Here is an 18,759-nt window from a genome sequence, read left to right as displayed (position 1 = left end):
CCGGCATAGTGCAAAACGTATTAAAACCCCGGCTTTCCCCGCTTGCGGCATACGGTTATTTTTTTCTGCGCAAAAACTTTTTCAAAAAATTCGATACGCCTTCGCTTTCCATCGGTTCCGTTTTTTCGATGCGGCCGACAATGTGCTTGATACACATCGCGGGCTTCGACGTCGGATTGATGACGATAAAGGGTTTTTGCCGGATAACGGAAGCCTGCACGACCGGATCGTCGTACACAAAGCCGATGTAATCGACCTTATAATTCAAAAACTGGCTCACGATCGTGATGATGCGTTCGGAGATGCGCTTGCCTTCGTCCGCAGAATGCGCTCGGTTTACGAGCAGCTTTAAGTTGACCGGATGCTCGACGATTTCCGTCGTGATGATTTTAATAATGCCGTATGCGTCGGTGATCGCCGTCGGTTCGGGCGTCGTAACGACGTACACTTCATCGGCGGCGGCGACGAACTGCAAAACATTGTTCGTGATGCCCGCTCCCGTATCGATGATGATGATATCGGCGGAACCGAGAGACGCGAATTGTTTTGCAAAATCTTCAAGCTCTTTGACGGAGAGGTTTGCGATTTTTGAAAGCCCGTTTGCACCTGCGATGAATTTGATATTGAATTCGGTATCGAGGATAATCTCCTTCATCGTCTTTTTTTTGTCGATGACGTGCATGAGATTGTACGGCGGCACTTGATTGAGCAGTACGTTGATATTCGCCATGCCGAGATCGCCGTCGATCAAAATGACACGCTTGCCGGCCTGCGCATAAGCTATCGCCATGTTTACGGCTATATTCGATTTACCGACGCCGCCTTTGCCGCTCGTGATCGCGAGAATGCGCGTTTTGTGCGCATCTTTTGCCGAAGACGCCCTCTTTTTTTCCTGAACGCCTTCTTTCATCAATTCACGCAAACCTTCTGCCTGTTCTTCCATATCTTATTCTCCAAATTCATCTTCAATATGTACGCGATCGACATCAAAGCCCGAAAGCCTGATGAGAAACTGAACGACATCCGCACGGTGGATATCCCGTACGACTTTTTGTCCGTCGGCGATGTACGAAATTTTTTTGTTTTTTTCGTGGAGTACGCTGATGATATTTCCGTATTGCTTCGATTCGTCGCACTTCGTCACGATGACGGAATTATATCCGAACTGTTCGTAATTTTGCATGATGTTCGCCAAATCCTTCGCTTTCGTAGAAGCGGCGACGGCGAGATATATGTCGGGTTTCATTCCGCGCACATCGAGAACGGCTTTCATCTTGCCGATGTTTTCGGTATCGTTCGGACTGTAGCCGCTCGTGTCGATAAAAATAGCGTCGAAGTTTTCGCGCTTTTCGTCGTAGAGCTTTTTTAAATCTTCGACCGTTTCCGCTTTTTCGAGTTCCGTTTTAAGGATCGTACTGTACGAAGCGAGATGTTCGTAAGCTCCGACACGCATCGTATCGGTCGTGATAAACGCGAACGACGGAATTCTCCGCTCTTCTCTCTTCGCTTCGCTCACCATTTTCGTCGCAAGCTTTACGAGCGTCGTCGTCTTACCGACTCCCGTGGGACCTACGATAACGACGACGTGCGGCGGCCGCTGGATTTTTTCCGGCGCGATCGAAATCGTCTTTCCGATCCAATCGACGACTTTGCGCTCTACGGCTTTAAAATCCTCGAGCGCGTCGAGCGTAAAATTCGATTGCAATTTTTCCGTTATTTCATTGATGTATGAAAACGTAAATTCGTTTTCTTCCAAAAGGCTTTCGATTTTTTTGATCGACGGATGTTTTTCCGAAGCGGCCAACGCGATGTTTTTCAACTGCTTCGAAAGATTATCTTCCATTTGGGAAAGGCGGGTATTCATCGCGGTATTGATCGCCGTCATCTGAGCCGCGCGCAAAAGTTCGTCTTTGGTTTTATTGAACGCGGCGGCCGCATCGAGCGCATCCGTTTCCCGTGATGGAATCCCTGCCGAATGGGCGGCCGTATTTTTCGGAATCTCATCTTCACGGTCTACCGTATAAGAAACTTCGACGACTTCTTTTTGTCCGATACCGAAAAACCCGCCTTTTAGCATCGTACGCTTTCCGCGAATCGTATACTCGTTGTTGAATTTTTCGAAGAGTTTCGCCTTGCATTCGTCGAGCGTCCGCCCCGTCATCTTCAATACGGGTACATCCCGTCTGTCTGCGCTATACATTCTGTATCGTCACTCCTGCTTTATCTTCTGCGATTTCTCCGAGCACTTCGACTTTTATGCTCCTGCCCGCGGCAATGATCTCTCTGTCGGAAATGACGATGATATCGGGCATTTCCCGGTTCGTCATATTCCACACGAGGCGGCGCACGACCGACGAACACATAACGATCGGAAGCCGGCCCTTGCTGCGAAGCGCATTGTAGGCGCCGTGGATCGCGCGCTCCCACACCCGCAAATCGACCGGATCGAGAGCGACAAAGGGCTCCGTGCCTGCGCTCTTTGCGACGTGATCGAGTAAGAGCTGTGACAAGTCCTGCGACAAGCTCATAACGCGCAGCGTATTGTCTTCGTCCGCGTACTGTCTGCATATCTGGAGTCCGAGCGCTTCACGCACCTTTTCGGCGAGATCCCACGCGTTGTGCGTGATAGGCCCGAAATTGGCAAGCGTTTCGAGGATGATAACGATGTTGCGTATCGAAACGCGCTCCTGCAGCAATATCTTTAAAACTTTTTCGATATCGCCGTAGGTAAATTTGCATTTTTCGTTGTTGAGCACTTCGTCGACGACGACCGGATTCGTTTCTTTGATATTGTTGATGATCCTCGACACTTCCTGCCGACCGATGATTTCCGCCGCATGCACTTTGATGATTTCAGTCAAATGCGTCGCGATGATCGTCGGAGGATCGACGACGGTATAGCCGTTCCGCTCGGCTTCCGCTCTCTTTTCTTCCGGCAGCCAAATCGCGCTCATGCCGAAAGCGGGGTCTTTCGTTTTTTCTCCCTGCAGCTCTTCGGTTACCGTACCGTTGTTCATACACATATAGTAGCCGAGTCTGATCGTGCTGCGTCCCGCTTCGATACCGCGTATTTTAAAACTGTATTCGTTCGGGTCAAGCGTCATATTGTCGACGATGCGGATCGGCGGAACGATGAGTCCCATATCGAGAGCCGCTTCGTGCCGTATGCGCGTGATCCGTTCGAGCAATTCCGCGCCTTTTTCTTTGTCGACGAGCGGAATGAGTGCATAGCCGAGTTCGAGCGACAACGTGTCGAGAGGTGCTATCGCCGCAGCATCCGTGGGGCTTATGCCGCCCGTCTTTTCCTTTGCCGTCGCAGCCGCCATCGCCTGTGCTTTTTCGCGCACTTGAGAAGAAGCGATGCGGTATCCCATAAAAAAGAAAAATGCTCCGAGCAAAACCAAAAGCACCGTCGCTCCCGCGCCGTTTCCGATAAACGCGATGCCCATAAACGCGAGAGCCGCTCCGACGATTTCGTAGATGTGCCCGTCGATCGAAAAGTTTTTCGAAAGCTGTTTGTCGAAAGCTTCGTCGGTGCTGCTTCCCGTAACGATGAGACCGGTCGCAAACGAAAGCATGAGAGAAGGGATCTGCGACATAAGACCGTCGCCGATCGTAAGCTTCGCATAGGATAAAAGTGCATCCCCTGCCGACATGCGGTTGATCGCCATACCGACGGCAAAGCCGCCGAAGATGTTTATCGCCGTGATAAAGATGCCGGCTTTGACGTTGCCCGAAACGAATTTCGAAGCGCCGTCCATCGTCGAATAAAAATCGACCGAGCGGTCGAGCGCTTCCTGTTCTTTTTGCGCTTCCTCTTCCGTTATGATGCCGCTGTTGAGCCGGTTACCGATATCGAATTTTTTCGTACTCATCGAATCGAGGGAAAACCGCGCGGCAACTTCCGATACGCGCGTAGCCCCTTTTGTGATGACGACGACCTGCACGACGATCAAAATAATAAAAATCACAAAGCCGATGACGACCGGCGTCGCGCCCGCGCCTCCGCCGGTAACGATATTCGCAAAGGCCTGCACCATGACGCTTTGACTTTTCGAAAGCCCCGCGGGGTTTACGGGATTTGCGAGGATGAGGCGCGTAGACGAGATGTTGATGCCGAGCCCGAAAAGCGTCATAAACAAAAGCACGCGCGGGAATGTTATAAAATTCGTCGCACGCGGCGTATACATAACGATGAGCAGGACGACGATCGAAAACGCGATATTGAGCGCCATCGAAAAATCGATGAGGATTCGAGGCATGGGTATAACGAGAAAGAGCGCAACGACGACGACTGCGACACCGACGATATTGCGCTGCAAAAAATTTAAAACGCTTTGATTTGAAATGCGTCTTGCTTCATCAGGCATCAGTCCCCCACCCGCCTACTAAAGCCGTTTATGCAAATTCATAACATGAGCATAGATATCGGCAATAATTCTAAAATATTCTTCAGGTATTATATCACCAACATTCGTGTTTGCATAGAGACCGCGCGCGACGGGGCGGTTTTCCACAACGGGCACGTCGTTTTCTTCGGCTATCCTGCGCATGGAAAACGCGACTTCGTCTTCGCCCTTCGCCGTAACGCGCGGGGCTTCGTAACCGGCAGCCGCATCGTATTTTAACGCGACGGCAAAGTGCGTCGGATTTGTAATGACGACGTCGGATTCCCTGACGGCCTGCGGCATGTTTTGCTGCAGGATGGCGCGCTCGGCCTGCTGCAGCCTGTTTTTTACTTCGGGATCGCCTTCGAATTCTTTGTATTCTTCTTTTACTTCCTGCTTCGTCATTTTCATCTGTTCCATAAATTCGCGCCGCTGTACAAAATAATCGGGAATCGCGATGATGAGAAAGACAAGAGCCGCCATTATTAAAATTTCAGCGCTCATGACACCGATGCGGCCGATCGCCATACCGATACTTCCGTTTTGAATTTCGAGCATGAGTATCGGAACGTCTCGACGGAGCAGCATAAAAGCGAGTATCGAAATGACGGTCACTTTGCCGAGCGATTTCGCGACATTAAAAAGTCCGCGCAGCGAAAAAAGCGTATTGCGGAAATACTGAACGAAGTTCGGAACGATTTTTTGAAACTTCGGTTCGATCGTCTTCGTCGTAAAGATAAAGCGGCGGTTTTGGATGATATTTCCCGCAACTCCGCCGACAATGCCGATGATGCCGATCGGCAGTACGAGGCGCAAAAAAAAATAATAAAATGCGCGCGCGATCGCCGGATCGTTTACGCTCGATGAAGCGCAGCGCGAAAAATAATAGCGGAAAATGGCCGCACATTCTTTCAGCATCGAAGGCGCAAAGACGATGAGGAGCACCACGCACAAAAGCATGACGAAAGCGCTGTTGAGTTCGGCGCTTTTTGCGACGCGGCCTTCCTTTCTCGCTTTTTCAAGCTTGTATTCCGACGGTTCTTCGGTTCTGCCTTCGTCTTCCGCGGCGAACCACTGAAGGTCGATATACAGATACGGCGGTACGGGAAGCATATCGTTCACGAAGCGCCTCCCGAAATGATTGCAATAAGAGACGTGATGCCTGCGTTAAACGAGCGTTCGAAAAAATCGCAAAGCTGGGGCATGAGAGCCGTGATGACGAAAAAAGACGTAAGCAAAAGCAGCGCGAACCCTTCGGACAAAAGATTCATCTGAGGAGCGGCCCGCGCAAGGATTCCCATGCAGATATTGATGAGCAAAAGCGTCCCCATAAGCGGAAGCGCTATGACGAGAGAAGCCGAAAAAAGCTCGGTAAGGCTTCCGACCAAAAATCGTACGATACGCTCTTTCGCTTCGAGGAGCGCAAACACGTTCATCGACGCAAAACTTGAAACGAGCCCGCGCAAAAATAATTTTTGGAACCACTTGCTCTGCAAAAAAAGCAGCATCGCGACGAGGTTCAAATACTGCCCCATAAGCGGGTTTTCGACTTGCGCGAGCGCGTCGTACACTTCGGATGCGCTCAAGCCCATTTGAAACGCAAAAAATTGACCTGCCGTGCTGAACGCGGAAAAAAGGATCGTGATAAAAAAACCGATGATGAGTCCGATCATCGCTTCTCCCGCAAGTAAAAACGCATACGACAAATCGAAAAGACCACTCGAGGAAATATACGGAGCGTAGGATGAAAAATCGACGTGCGGAACGAGGGCGTATGCCATATAGCCTGCAAGCGCGATCTTCGCCGCCCTCGGCACCGAACGCATCGAAAAGAGCGGCAGCGTCATCAAAAGCGCAAAACAGCGGACGGCAATGAGCAAAAATATCGGCGCATGACTTACGATACGATCGATCACCGCTTTCGTCCTTATCTCTAGCGCGCCATGAGCGGTATGAGATTAAAAAGAGAAACCGTGTAATTTCTGAGATGCGTAAACATCCAGCCCCCCAGCAGAGCCAACATCGCAAGAATCGTCAAAACCTTCGGCAAAAACGTCAGCGTCTGTTCCTGAATCGACGTCGTCGCTTGAAAGATCGCAACGACGAGCCCGACGAGGAGAGCGGCGCCGAGTACGGGAGATGCGAGGATAAAGATTTCAAATACGCCGCCGCGAATTAAATTGACAAGCTGTCCTATCGACATCGCTTTTTATCATCCTCCTAAAATCGAATCACCGATTTTTTCAGCGCAAAACGGAAACGAAAAGCTGCTGCGTCAAAAGTCCCCATCCGTCAACGAGGACGAAGAGCATCAGTTTAAACGGCATCGAAATCTGTACCGGCGGCAGCATCATCATGCCCATCGACATGAGGATACTCGCGACGACCATATCGATGATGATAAACGGAATGTAAAGCAGTACGCCGATTTTAAACGCGACGGTAAGCTCATGCAAAATGTAAGCGGGCACGAGGATATGCGTCGGAACGTCGGCGAGCGTATTCGGCCGATCCATCCTCGCCATAGACATAAAAAGGGAAATGGAGCTCGTATCTTCGGCCATCTGCGTATACATAAAAATGCGCATCGGAGCTTCGGCTTCGCGGTACGCCTCTTCGACGCCGATCTCTCCGCTCGAAAGCGGACGGAACGAATTATCGTACACCCTCGTAAAAGTCGGCCACATGACAAAGACCGTCATAAAAAACGCGATTCCGTTGAGTACGGCGGTCGGCGGCACTTGCTGCAGAGAGAGCGCGCGTTTAATAAAATCGAGGACGATCGAAAAACGCAAAAAGCACGTCGTCAAAATCAAAATGCTCGGCGCGAGCGTGAGTACCGTAAGCAAAAGGAGCACTTGCACCGAAAACGCAACTTCCCTGCCCGTTTGAGGCTGCGTAAGGGTTATATCGACGTTCGGCACGACAGGATTTCGCACATTGCGATTCATCTCCGTCGTCCCCCTTGCAGACCGTTCGGGAAAATTATTATTCTGCTGAGCGGAAAGCCCTGCACCGCACAAAAGAAGAGCGAGGACGAATGCCGCACGGACGATGCGCTTCGTCCGCATTCGATACGCTTTTTTTCCGGTACAAATAGATGAAGCTCTCATATCAGTTTTCCGAATCGAGGCGGCTTCGCTGCATTCGAAGCATATCGCGCGCTTTATCGCCGTCGCCGCTGAAAACGCTTTCGCCTTTTTTCGTTCCCTGCGGCATAAAGATCGAAAGGATATCGCCGAAGTTCCGCGGACGCCTCACATTTTGACGTGTGTCCGCATAGAGGTTCATCGCGTGAATCGTCTCTTTGTCGGTAACTTCACCGATAAGGTTGACCGCATTGTCGGTAACTCCGATCAAATACGCTTTATCGTCGAGGAGCGAAACGACGTGTACCGATTTTCCGGGAGCGATCGACACGGAAGAGACGACGCGCAAAAATTGATCGCCCTCCCCGATGTCTTTATTCATGCTGCGCTTCATAAGATAGACGACCGCATACACGCACGCAACCACTACGGCAAGAACAAGTATCATGCGGATAAAAAGCCAAAGCGTAGATGCGGGCCGCTCCGTTGCGGCAGGCGAAAGTGCGGGATCGGCTATCGGAAGCGAAGATTCGTCGACGGCCGCAGTTTCAGTCCTTTCGATACGCATATCTTCGGTCACCTGCGTTTGCGCGTACGGCGGAAAAGATACGGCAAGCAGTAAAAACGAAAACACCGCCGTTTTTAATAATTTTGAGTATTGCAACTGTTCCCCCACCCTGTAAAAGTATCAGTGCAGTTCCGTCACCCTCTCAAGCGAAGACAGGATTTCGGTAACACGCACGCCGAAGTTTTCGTCGATGACGACGACTTCGCCCTTTGCAATCGGCTTGTGATTGACAAGGATGTCGACCGGCTCCCCTGCAAGCTTGTCGAGCTCTATGATCGTACCTTCTCCCATACCGAGAATGTCTTTGATCTGTTTTTTCGTGCGGCCGAGCTCTACGGTCATCTCCATGTATACGTCCATGATAAGACCGATATTGCCCTGCTCGCCGCTTCCGGCGATATTGCCTTGAAGCATCGGGTACTGCAGCGACTGCACGTTCGGAATACCGCCCATACTTTGCCCCATCATGGGCATCGCCTGTCCCATGTTCATGCTCCCCATATTCATACCGGGTGAAGCCATCGTTCCGACGGATGCGATATCGGCGGCGCTGAGCGTGCCGCCCGTGCTCATATCGGGAGCCGAACTTCCGCCTCCGAGCGCGCTGCATATCTGCTCGGCAGCTGAAGAGCCGATCGCTTCCCACAGCGTATAGCCCTGCCCGTCGAGCGAGAGCGGATAGTTGAAAAGGACAAATTGATTTTGCGGAACTCGTATCATCGCTTTCGGATCGTTGCGCGCGGTAGGCGGATTGCACGAAATACCCGAAAGCTTACCCGTTTTTTCGAGGGCTTGGATTTCGTCGTTCGTGTGTGTCGACACGGTTTCGGCGATAACGGAAAGCGCCATATCGTCGATGTCCGCATTATCTTCTTTATTCATGAGTCCGACGATCTTTTGCGCAAACTCGGGTGCGAGTATGTAGAGGTGATCGCCTGAAAGACCGCTCGAAAAGTCGGCGAGGATATTGACGACGACTTCCTGCAGCTTCGCCAAAAGACGATCGCGGTCGAGCTGCTCGACGACGGGAGTATCGGCGGAAAAATTCGCGCCGGTCATTTTGTTGAGATTTTCGGCGAGCGGCGTTTTGAGTTCATCCGCAAATTTCTGCAGAACGGCGATATCCAGCTGTACGGAAGGAACGCATCCGACTCTGCCGGATGAATTGAGGCCGTCTACGGATACGCCCGAAAGCAACGCATCAATCTCATCCTGCGATATTGCACCATCACTCATACGAATCATCTCCTTCTACAGAAAGTTCTTCAAAATCATCCGCCGAAATATCTTCCAACTTACCGGTTACCTGCACCGCCATCTTTTTGCCGACGACGCCCGGCTGGCAATAAAATTTCTTTTTGCTTCCTACGCTGAGCGTCAGCGGATCTCCGACGCGGATATTCGACAAGCGCACGACGTCACCGACGCGGAGAGAGAGCACTTCGCGTATCGGCAAATCGATGGAACCGACTTCGGCGACGACATCCATCTCCACCGATGAAAGTTTTTCTTTGAGCGTTCCGAGGTACTGTGTCGTCGAACTTCTGCGCACCGAACTGAACCAAAACTGCGAGGACAGCTTTGAAATGATCGGCTCAATCGTCAAATACGGAATGCAGAAATTCATCATACCTTCTTCTTCGCCGACTTTCATTTCAAGGGTAACGAGAACGACCATTTCCGAAGGAGGCACGATCTGTGCAAACTGCGGATTCGTTTCGATCTGTCCGAGCCTCGGGCGCAAATCGATAACCTGCGTCCACGCTTCCCGCATATTCGCGAGAATGCGCACGATGATACCTTCCATAACCGACTGCTCGATATCGGTTAAATCGCGATTTTTATTTCCGGTCGTCGAACCGCGTCCGCCGAACAGGCGATCGATCATGCAAAACGTAATCGTCGGATCGATTTCAAGCACCGCGTTTCCTTTCAGCGGATCCATATTGACGACGGCAAGCGTCGTCGGTGTCGGAATGGATCGGATAAACTCTTCGTACGTGAGCTGATCGACGGAAGCGACGTGAACGTGTACGAGACTCCGCAGCTGAGCGGAAAGACTCGTCGTCGTCAAACGCGCAAAGGTTTCGTGCATGTTCGACACGGTGCGCAGCTGTTCTTTCGAAAATTTATCGGGACGCTTAAAATCGTAAATCTTGATTTTACGCGTATCGCTGACCGGCTTAAAATCGTCGGTATCGGAATCGCCCGAGCTTATCGCGGTGAGCAGCTGATCTATTTCATCCTGTGACAGAACTTCGTTCATGGCCTTTCCCGATACAAACCGTCTTATTGCTCGATGACATCGAGCTGCTGAAACGAAACGTCGCGGATCTTCGAACCGCTTAAAATTTCATCGTTGATCGCGTTGCGCAATTCGATTTTCAATTTCTGTTCGTTTTGCGGCTTCAATTCCTCGATCGTCTTCTGTGTAAAATACCGGCGCAGATAATCGGTGAGCTCGACTCGCCGTTCGGTTATTTCCGTCGCCGCAACCCTGTCGTCTTTTTTATAGCCGAGGAACACGTTGACGACAACGCTTGCGGGAATGTCGTCGCTCGTTCTCGTCCTGATAGCTCCGAGCGATGAGTACCAATCGAGCACTTCCCTCTGCGCATGGTATTCGTCGCTCATCGGGATCGCCGTCTGCGCCGACGTATTGCTCGAAACGATGCGCACCGTAACAAACACGACGACGACGATGAGGATGACGGCGCCGAGCGCGATGAGTATCCATTTTAATAATCCGGGAACAAGCCCGCCGATTCCTTTTCCTTTTACGCCGCTTCCGCCGTCGGATGCGCTTTCATCGAAATTAATATCGTTGTCTGCCATGATCCCCACCTATACAAACGCACGGTCTACATTTTAAGGAATATTTAACGGTATATTGTACCATCAAAAATGTCCTTCGTCTAGGATAATTATGTCAACCCGCCGGTTATACGCCCGGCCTTCCGCCGTATCGTTCGAAAACATCGGACGCGTATCGGCGTAGCCCGCTATCGAAAACCGACTCTCGTTTACACCGAAGTCGGCAAGGTAGTGAAGCACGTTCATGGCGCGGGCGGCCGAAAGCTCCCAGTTGCTTGCATACGGAGAAGACGAAGAAACGGGCGTATCGTCGGTATGCCCTTCTATGCGGAATCTCCTCGATCGCAGTTCGGGATCCCTGAAAAATTCCGAAAGACGCAAAAGCGTTTCGCGCGTTTCGTCGATGTCGAGGGCGGCGCTTCCTTCGGCAAAAAAGCTGTCGGATGCAAGCGTTATGACGAGTCCTCGCTCGTCGCTCGTTATAGTTATCCTGTTCGATTTGACATCGGGCGCAAAGAGGCTTACCGCTTTTTTTCGCGCGTTTGCAAGCGAGCGTCCCTTTTCCATAGCCGGAAGCGCATTGATATTGTTTCCCAAATCCGCAAGCCGTCCCGTCGCAAGCGAAAGACCGCCCGCCGTCGTTTCCGTTTCACGCATCTGCAGCGCCTGCGTAATCGTCGCAAGCTGCGTTATATCGACTTCCGTCGGATTGTACAGCATGACGAAAAAACAGAGCATGAGCGTAATCATATCGCCGTACGTGGTTTGCCATGCCGTTGACGGCTTTTCGGGCTGTTTGCTTTTCCGCGCCATACTCAATCCTTCAAAACGTCGGCTTCGATCGCGTGCCGCGCAACGGGGTCGAGATACGTGAGCAGCTTTTGCGCCATGATGCGCGGATTTTCTCCCGCTTGAATCGCAAGCACGCCTTCGATAACCATCTCCTTCGTCCGCATTTCAGCGGCGTTATGGCCGATGAGTTTTTGTGCGATAGGACCGATAATCCAGTTTGCGAGCAAAGAACCGTAGAGCGTCGTGATAAGAGCGACTGCCATGTTCGGACCGATAGCCGATTTGTCTTCCATATTGCGCAACATACCGATAAGACCGACGACGGTTCCCATCATGCCGAAACCCGGCGCAAGACCCGCCCACTGGTTTACAAGTCCTATCCACGTCATGTGGCGCGCTTCACACTGATTCATTTCGTTTTCCATAATCGCGCGGATAACCTGCCCGTCCGTACCGTCGACGACAAGCCGGAGTCCGCTTCTCATAAACGCGTCTTCGATATCGTCAAGTCCGTCTTCAAGTGCGAGGATGCCTTCGCGACGGGCTTTTTCGGAAAGAGCGACCATATTTTGGATGATCTGCTTTTCGCCGAAATCATAAATTCTAAAGGCACGCCCCATAATGCGGAAGAGACCGATACAGCGAGAAATCGGAGCGCAGAGCCACAACGAAAAATACGAACCGCCTATCGTCATAAAAATAGAGGGCACATCGAAAATCCCTCCCAGAGAACCGCCGGAAAAGATAACCGACACCATGATACACGCGCCGCCGCCTACGATTCCGATTATTGTCGCTATATCCATACTTTCTCACACCTCTTGCGTATTGATGCCGATCTTTTTCCGATAGGCTATGATCTTTTCGATGATATCTTCGGGTTTGTCTTTTACGACGATTTTTCTGCCGGACAGCATCGCAAGCGTCAAATCGGGATTTTCTTCCATGCTTTCGATCATGTGCGGATTAATCCAATACTTTTTTCCGTTTAAACGCATCACTTCGATCATCGTTATATAATGCTCCGATTGCTTCGAGCCGTCAAGTATTTCAACGCATCGGCAGACTGCCCCTTCGTCGAATGAAAAAATCGCGTCATTTCATTATCGGTTAAGCCGATATACTTGTTTACGGATAATTTTCCGTTTTTTGAATATAAAAAAACTGTTATTACCGCGCGAGGTCATACGTTTCCGTTGCGCGTTTTTCCGTTTTACATTAAATTATTAAAAGGTCGAATGCCGAGTTGCATCAAACTTGAAATCGAAACCGGAAAAGGAAAGCTTATGGGCGCCCGTATTTTTATTATAGAAGATGTTTCCGAAATTGCCAATCTCATCGCAATGTACCTGTCAAAAGCGGGCATGGATGCGCTTTCTTTCGGGACGGCGGAAGCGGCGCTCGAAAAGCTGCGGTCGGATCCCCCGCCAGATCTCGTCATCCTCGACTTAAACCTTCCGGGCATGAGCGGCTTCGAATTCCTCGAAAAATTCCGCTCCGAATACAAAACGACGATACCCGTAGTCATCGTCTCCGCGCGCGACGCCGATGAAGACATCATCAAAACACTCGGATTCGGAGCCGACGAATTCGTTACAAAGCCGTTTTCGCCGCGCGTCCTCGTCGCCCGCGTTCAGGCAAACTTGCGGAGACAGGCAGCGACCGAAGCCGCTGCAGAAGAGACGATTTCATTCGGAACGTACACGCTGCTTTTAAACAGCTGTGTGCTCAAAGAAGGCGCCCAAAAAATCGCCCTGTCGGCAAAAGAGTACGCCGTCCTCGAATACCTCGTCAAACATGCAGGCGAATCTCTTTCACCGGAAAAAATCTACGCGGACGTGTGGAAAGCGCAGTACGGAGACATAACCGCCGTCGCAGTGTACATCCAGCGGCTTCGCAAAAAAATCGAAAAAGATCCGTCGAATCCGGAATTTATTAAAACGGTGTTCGGGCTCGGCTATTGCTTTTCAAAAGAATCGATCGCCTCGCGGCAAGGAGCGAAAAAAGACGCATGACGATCAGGCGCCAATTTCATATCCTTCTCGCAGCGATCATCGTCATTCCGATATGCTGCGCGCTTTTTATTCCGTCGTATCACTATTTTACGTCGCCGGGACGCGCGCTCATCCACGATTATAAAGAGCTGCGCAAAAACGATACGTTTAAACTTTCGGTGCGTGAATGGAATAAGCTCCACGATTATATCCGCCGCCTGCCGCCGGATGTGGAAGTCGCCGTCTTTTCGCTTTCCACTTCGGCCGATATTTTAATTTCATCGATCACCGAACTCAAAGCGGGCACTTCTCTCTCTCCGCTCGTGCTGTGGGGATTCGCATCTTCGACGAGCGATACGTATTTTTATCAATTTACGAGTTTCCGCTTTGCCGGACGAAACGATACGATCATTATTTTAACGCGCGTCGATAAATTCACCAAGCACGAAAGGCGCGGCATGGACTACGTCAACTATTTGGTCGGCATTTTGCTGTGCTTTGCAGCCCTCGTACTCATCATCATCGCAAAAATTTCCCGTGACATATTTACGTCGATCACGATTCTCGAACAGAGAACGCAAAAGATCGCAGACGGAGATTTGAGCGTGCCGCTCACCGACGATACGAAACAGTCGAAAACAAAGAGCAACGAAATCATTTCGCTGACTGAAAACCTTGAAAAAATGCGGAGCGCCCTCCTCGACGCGCACGAGCGGCGCACGCGATTTATCATGGGAATCAGTCACGACCTCCGCACGCCGGTTGCCGTCATCAAAGGCTACACGGAAGCGATTTCGGACGATGTCGTCACCGACAAAAACGAAATCAAAAAATCGCTCGAAATCATTTCGACGAAGACGAATCAGCTCGAAGGCATGATCGACACGCTCATCAACTTTGTAAAGCTCGACAGCGCGGATTGGCGGCAAAAGCTCGTCCCTGAAAGCGTCCTTTCCGTCGTTTCCGAATTCGCAAAAAGCGCCGAAATGACGGGTGCGGTTTTTAAACGCAAAATCACGTCGTCGATCGCCCTCTCCCCCGAATGCAAAGTACCGATGGACAGACAGCTTTTTTCCCGCGCACTCGAAAACCTTTTGAGCAATGCGATACGTTATTCGAAAGACGGAGACGAGATTGCAATTTCGGCGACGGAGACGGAAGACGCATGCGTCATAAACGTCAGCGACACCGGAATCGGCATAGCGCAAAAAGACCTCAATCACATATTCGATATGTTTTACCGAGCGACCGATTCGCGTCGGGAAGAAGGCATGGGCATCGGACTCTCCGTCGTAAAGAGCATCGTCGATACGCACGGCTGGACAATCGGCGTAAGGTCGAAAGCGGGCAAAGGCTCGACGTTTACGATAACGATTCCGAAAAAAGCGGAGCGGGACGTTTAAGCGATACGTTTAGGAAACGAGCAAAGTGCTTCCTTATAAAAGCGCTTCCAAAAATTCGTTGAGAAACAAAAGCCCTTCTTTTGTGAGCGCATAAAAGTGCGCACCATTTTTTTTCCGCCGTAAAGCCAAGCCCCGCCCTTCCCACGCTGTAAAGAGCGCTTCAGCCTTTTCGGGAAAAGCACCGAATCGCGCTTCGTACGTTTCACGGCAGATGCCGCGCGTCATCCGAAGTCCCATCATAAAAAATTCAAAAGCTTCCGTTTTTTTATCTATATATTCGACGGAAAAAGGGAGCTCAGCGAATTTACGTTCCCGCTCCGCACGCACTTGTACCGTGCGGAAATCGTCCGAAAAAAAGATGCGCGAACGGAAATCGTCCGCATCGATTTTTTTGCTTTTCCAAAAGCGCGTATACGAATCGATATCGCGCGTATTCGTAAATCTCGCGGACATATTTTTTCCGTAAAAAGTTCCCGTCGCGCCCGCGCCGATGCCGGCATAGCTTTCGAGATTCCAATAGGCGAGATTGTGCAGGCATTCGCCTCCCCTGCGGCAAAAATTCGACACTTCGTACTGTTCATACCCCGCACCGCATAAAAGATCGCGCCCCGAAATCCAAAGCGCATCGGACGTATCGATGTCGTGCAGGATGTTTCCCTTTTCGATTTCCGAACAAAGAGGCGTGCCTTCTTCGACAGTGAGCGAATAAAGTGAAATGTGATCGGGCGCATGCGCGATGAGCGTCTGTAAGCCCGAAGCGAACGATGCATCCGTCTCTTCGGGAAGACGGGCAATCATATCGACCGACAGCGAGTGCAGCCGTTTTTTTTCAAAAAGCGAAAGTGCGCGGTACACATCGCTCGCGCGGCTCCGTCTCCGCACGCGGCAAAGAGAAGTGTCGCTGAACGATTGAATGCCGCACGAAATACGCGTTACGCCCGAAGCGGACGCCGCATCGAGGAGGCTTTCCGTTACGTCGGAAGGGTTCACTTCCATCGTCACTTCAAGCGGCGCCTTGCGGGACATTTTTAACAATCCCGAAAAGAGACGGTCGATCTGTTTTTCGGAAAGCAGGCTCGGCGTCCCGCCTCCGACGTAGATCGTCTTCCACGAATCGATATCCCAAAGCGAAGTCGTACATGCCGCTTCATTCAAAACGGCATCGATATATTCGTCGGCGATTTTTTCGTTGCAGGGTACGCTGAAAAAATCGCAGTAGGAACATTTCGAAGTGCAAAACGGAATGTGCACGTACAGCGGAAAAGACACGCCCACGGTTCTACAAAAGACGGAATTTCGCAAACGGAAAATACACGGCAAGCCCTTTCGCTTTTATATCTTCAATATGCACCGCACCCCACAGACGGGAATCGACGGCGCTCGTACGGTTGTCGCCGAGCACAAAATATTCGCCGCTTCCGAGCGTACGCGCTTCGAAGCTGCCGCTCACGCCGATCGCGCTGTCCCAATCGGAGGGCACGGAAACGATGTGTACGTTATAGGGCTTTTCGGATCGTTCGAATTCGGTAAGAAAATGGCTGTCCCCCGCAGGCCGCACAAAGACGACGTAGCCGCGCATGTAGATCGTATCGCCGGGCAAAGCGACGACGCGGCGGATTTCAGGCTGTTCGCTTGCCGTATCGCTTCCGAAAAGCGAATACTGCTGTGCGGTAAAAAACCGCGATACCGCGTCGGCGGCCGCCATAAAAACGGACGGAGAAGATGCGCGGCGGGGCTTAAGCATAACGACGTCACCGCGCAAAAGATTTTTCACGATCGGCGTAAATACGGTACACGAATCGGAAGGGATATCGGGCTGCATGGAAACCGAGCGGGAGCGGACGGTAAAGAGCGCAAAAGTGCGCACGAGCGAAATGCCCGCGAAGATGATCAGCAAAAAAAGGATCACCGAAACAATCGTACGTTGGCGCTGTTTTTTTACGTCGAAAGAATAGTCGTACAGTTTTTGTTTCATGCGTGTAACATAACACAAACGCCGCGAGTTTACAATATATAGGCGATTTCATATAATGGAAAAGGTATGGCTGACGGAAAAAAGATCATCGCGGAAAACAGAAAAGCCCGTTTCAATTATTTTATCGAAGACTCGATCGAATGCGGAATAGAACTGCGCGGTTCGGAAGTCAAATCGATAAAAGCGGGCAATCTTTCCTTTCCCGACGGCTTTGCGGAAATCAAAGGATGCGAAGTGTGGGTGCAAAATCTGCACATTTCCGAATATTCCTATTCGTCGGCGTTTACCCCTTCTCCCGATCGGCCGAAGCGGCTTTTGCTGCACAAAGACGAGATAAAGCGGCTTACGCGGAAAACCGAAGAAAAAGGCTACACGCTCGTTCCGCTCGAATTTTATTTGAAAGGCGGCCGCGTCAAAGTGAAGCTCGGCGTCTGCAAAGGCAAAAAACAGTATGATAAACGCGATACGATCCGCGCTCGGGACATGGACCGGGAAGCCGCGCGAGAGTTCCGCAGGGAGATAAACGGCTGATGAAGAGAGCCTTACGCCGTGCGGCGGCGGTCTTCGTCCTGTCGCTCGCCGCATTCGGAGCTCAAAGCCAACCTTCCCGCAATGTCGATTTTTTCGGCGTCATATCTTCCGATGCCGACGGCAATATGATTCAAATGACGGAAACCCTCTACCTCACGCAGCTCGGCGAAGTGCCGGGTATTTCGGTTACCGACAGACGACAAAGCGGTTTTGCCGAATCATACAAAGCGCAGGGCGCTCCCGATTTTTCAAAAGCCGCTGCTCCCCTTGCGTTTTACGCGCTCATCGGCAAAAAAGACCCGTCCGGCGGAAAATGGAACTGCACGATCTGCGTCGCCGACATAGGGACAAAGGATATCCATTCGTATACCCAAACCTACGATTCGTATTATAAAATCCTCATGGAATCGAAAGCCTCTCTGCAGTCGATATTCGAAAATCTTTTGAATAACCGAAACCCGAAAGAAGCCGATCGGACGAACGACACAAACATACCCGATAATCGGAGCCCTACTCTCTCGACCGATTCGATCGCGGGAACGTGGAGCGGCGAAGATTCTATCGATAAAATCGTCATTCTCCGGGGCGGGCGCGGATTCATCATCTACAAAAACGGGGCGACGATGAACATTTCCGTTACGGTTACGGGAAAAGAAGTAACCGTAACGCAGGCGGGAAAATCGAACGCATCGTTTTTTCCCGAACTGCCGCGCGAAGCCGCCCTCCTCGCAGCGACGGACGCCCCGCCCCTCACGTGGAAACTCACCGTACAAAACAGTTCGACGCTGTCGGGCATAAAAACGACGCTCGTAGAAACGAACGGCGATATCGTCTCGGGCGACGTGCGGATCGAGTGGAAACGAAAGTGATTGCGCGAATGTACGACAGGGGCGCGAGAACGGCAAATCGTATCGTGCAATGAGGCTGTCTCAAAAATCGATCATTTTTTCGACAGCCCATCGCAGCTCAAGCGAGCATCGCCGTATGCCGATTGCTTACGGCAGCGTCACAAACGGCTTTTTAAAGTCCTTCCAGTACGGAGCATTTTCGTAGGCGCTGACCGAGGCGGCGGGCACCTTTAATTCTACGCCGGACAAGGTTACGCCGCTAAAAGCATCGCTTCCCAGTGCGGGAGGGCTTACCGCCTTGCAGGTAACGGTTTCCAATGCCGTACAGTTTTTACAGAAATCACCGCGCAAATGCTT

General features: G+C 51.2%; 20 protein-coding genes and 1 pseudogene. 4 read left to right on the top strand and 17 right to left on the bottom strand.

Features of this window, described 5'->3' with window-relative positions; translation table 11 throughout:
- Window positions 1–55 precede the first annotated feature (55 nt).
- The 14 genes from HMPREF0860_RS07330 to HMPREF0860_RS07265 form a co-directional block, all read right to left on the bottom strand.
- The gene (locus HMPREF0860_RS07330; protein WP_021330989.1) at window positions 56–943 is read right to left on the bottom strand and encodes a MinD/ParA family protein; all 888 of its coding nucleotides are present in this window, start codon (window positions 941–943) and stop codon (window positions 56–58) included.
- A 3-nt stretch (window positions 944–946) separates the two neighbouring features.
- Entirely contained in the window at window positions 947–2,200 is a 1,254-nt protein-coding gene (locus tag HMPREF0860_RS07325) for a flagellar biosynthesis protein FlhF (protein ID WP_021331016.1), read from the bottom strand.
- Window positions 2,193–4,370, bottom strand: a complete 2,178-nt coding sequence (locus HMPREF0860_RS07320; protein WP_021331019.1) for a flagellar biosynthesis protein FlhA — start codon at window positions 4,368–4,370, stop codon at window positions 2,193–2,195. Before HMPREF0860_RS07320 ends, HMPREF0860_RS07325 begins: the two co-directional genes overlap by 8 nt.
- Before the next feature lie 18 nt (window positions 4,371–4,388).
- Window positions 4,389–5,501, bottom strand: coding sequence for a flagellar biosynthesis protein FlhB (gene flhB / locus HMPREF0860_RS07315; protein ID WP_038081537.1), 1,113 nt, complete (start codon window positions 5,499–5,501; stop codon window positions 4,389–4,391).
- A 5-nt stretch (window positions 5,502–5,506) separates the two neighbouring features.
- On the bottom strand, window positions 5,507–6,304 hold the full coding sequence (fliR, locus tag HMPREF0860_RS07310; RefSeq protein WP_021331001.1) for a flagellar biosynthetic protein FliR: 798 nt from the start codon (window positions 6,302–6,304) through the stop codon (window positions 5,507–5,509).
- 17 nt (window positions 6,305–6,321) lie between these two features.
- Window positions 6,322–6,591 (bottom strand): flagellar biosynthesis protein FliQ, encoded by a 270-nt coding sequence (fliQ, locus tag HMPREF0860_RS07305; RefSeq protein ID WP_021330976.1) that lies wholly within the window; start codon window positions 6,589–6,591, stop codon window positions 6,322–6,324.
- A 40-nt stretch (window positions 6,592–6,631) separates the two neighbouring features.
- The gene (gene fliP / locus HMPREF0860_RS07300; protein ID WP_021331036.1) at window positions 6,632–7,501 is read right to left on the bottom strand and encodes a flagellar type III secretion system pore protein FliP; all 870 of its coding nucleotides are present in this window, start codon (window positions 7,499–7,501) and stop codon (window positions 6,632–6,634) included.
- Between the two features lies 1 nt (window position 7,502).
- Window positions 7,503–8,141, bottom strand: coding sequence for a flagellar biosynthetic protein FliO (locus tag HMPREF0860_RS13270; RefSeq protein ID WP_021330969.1), 639 nt, complete (start codon window positions 8,139–8,141; stop codon window positions 7,503–7,505).
- Window positions 8,142–8,165: 24 nt separating this feature from the next.
- Entirely contained in the window at window positions 8,166–9,281 is a 1,116-nt protein-coding gene (gene fliN, locus HMPREF0860_RS07290) for a flagellar motor switch protein FliN (RefSeq protein WP_021495647.1), read from the bottom strand.
- Window positions 9,274–10,311, bottom strand: a complete 1,038-nt coding sequence (fliM, locus tag HMPREF0860_RS07285) for a flagellar motor switch protein FliM (RefSeq protein ID WP_021330986.1) — start codon at window positions 10,309–10,311, stop codon at window positions 9,274–9,276. Before fliM ends, fliN begins: the two co-directional genes overlap by 8 nt.
- 23 nt (window positions 10,312–10,334) lie before the next feature.
- On the bottom strand, window positions 10,335–10,880 hold the full coding sequence (locus HMPREF0860_RS07280) for a flagellar basal body-associated FliL family protein (RefSeq protein ID WP_021331029.1): 546 nt from the start codon (window positions 10,878–10,880) through the stop codon (window positions 10,335–10,337).
- Window positions 10,881–10,943: 63 nt separating this feature from the next.
- The gene (gene motB, locus HMPREF0860_RS07275; protein WP_021331026.1) at window positions 10,944–11,672 is read right to left on the bottom strand and encodes a flagellar motor protein MotB; all 729 of its coding nucleotides are present in this window, start codon (window positions 11,670–11,672) and stop codon (window positions 10,944–10,946) included.
- Window positions 11,673–11,674: 2 nt separating this feature from the next.
- Complete coding sequence (locus tag HMPREF0860_RS07270) at window positions 11,675–12,457, bottom strand: motility protein A (RefSeq protein ID WP_021331024.1); 783 nt, start codon at window positions 12,455–12,457, stop codon at window positions 11,675–11,677.
- Between the two features lie 6 nt (window positions 12,458–12,463).
- Window positions 12,464–12,661 (bottom strand): flagellar FlbD family protein, encoded by a 198-nt coding sequence (locus HMPREF0860_RS07265; RefSeq protein ID WP_021331023.1) that lies wholly within the window; start codon window positions 12,659–12,661, stop codon window positions 12,464–12,466.
- A gap of 228 nt (window positions 12,662–12,889) precedes the next feature.
- On the opposite strand from HMPREF0860_RS07265, the gene HMPREF0860_RS07260 reads away from it, so the two are divergent.
- Both HMPREF0860_RS07260 and HMPREF0860_RS07255 read left to right on the top strand, forming a co-directional pair.
- Complete coding sequence (locus HMPREF0860_RS07260; RefSeq protein ID WP_331270937.1) at window positions 12,890–13,666, top strand: response regulator transcription factor; 777 nt, start codon at window positions 12,890–12,892, stop codon at window positions 13,664–13,666.
- Entirely contained in the window at window positions 13,663–15,048 is a 1,386-nt protein-coding gene (locus HMPREF0860_RS07255) for a HAMP domain-containing sensor histidine kinase (protein ID WP_021330993.1), read from the top strand. Before HMPREF0860_RS07260 ends, HMPREF0860_RS07255 begins: the two co-directional genes overlap by 4 nt.
- Before the next feature lie 33 nt (window positions 15,049–15,081).
- On the opposite strand, the gene hemW is transcribed toward HMPREF0860_RS07255, so the two are convergent.
- Both hemW and lepB read right to left on the bottom strand, forming a co-directional pair.
- Complete coding sequence (hemW, locus tag HMPREF0860_RS07250; protein ID WP_021330978.1) at window positions 15,082–16,323, bottom strand: radical SAM family heme chaperone HemW; 1,242 nt, start codon at window positions 16,321–16,323, stop codon at window positions 15,082–15,084.
- A 4-nt stretch (window positions 16,324–16,327) separates the two neighbouring features.
- Window positions 16,328–17,023 (bottom strand): signal peptidase I, encoded by a 696-nt coding sequence (gene lepB, locus HMPREF0860_RS07245; protein ID WP_021330996.1) that lies wholly within the window; start codon window positions 17,021–17,023, stop codon window positions 16,328–16,330.
- Between the two features lie 66 nt (window positions 17,024–17,089).
- Here lepB and smpB point away from each other — a divergent pair, with 66 nt between their 5' ends.
- Together smpB and HMPREF0860_RS07235 are read left to right on the top strand one after the other, a co-directional pair.
- Window positions 17,090–17,554 carry an SsrA-binding protein SmpB gene (smpB, locus tag HMPREF0860_RS07240; RefSeq protein WP_021495643.1) on the top strand — a complete coding sequence of 155 codons (465 nt, stop codon included), beginning with the start codon at window positions 17,090–17,092 and terminating at the stop codon, window positions 17,552–17,554.
- A complete protein-coding gene (locus tag HMPREF0860_RS07235; protein WP_021331010.1) occupies window positions 17,554–18,423 on the top strand; it encodes a TP0183 family DNA metabolism protein in 870 nt (289 codons plus the stop codon). Before smpB ends, HMPREF0860_RS07235 begins: the two co-directional genes overlap by 1 nt.
- Window positions 18,424–18,549: 126 nt before the next feature.
- Here HMPREF0860_RS07235 and HMPREF0860_RS14035 read toward each other — a convergent pair.
- Window positions 18,550–18,759 (bottom strand): annotated as a pseudogene (locus HMPREF0860_RS14035) (hypothetical protein); the annotation flags it as partial.

Origin of the sequence: Treponema socranskii subsp. socranskii VPI DR56BR1116 = ATCC 35536, from assembly GCF_000468115.1 — a bacterium.
Taxonomy (GTDB): domain Bacteria; phylum Spirochaetota; class Spirochaetia; order Treponematales; family Treponemataceae; genus Treponema_D; species Treponema_D socranskii.
The sequence above is the reverse complement of the archived record's forward strand: the minus strand, read 5'-3'. Positions and strand labels throughout refer to the sequence as shown.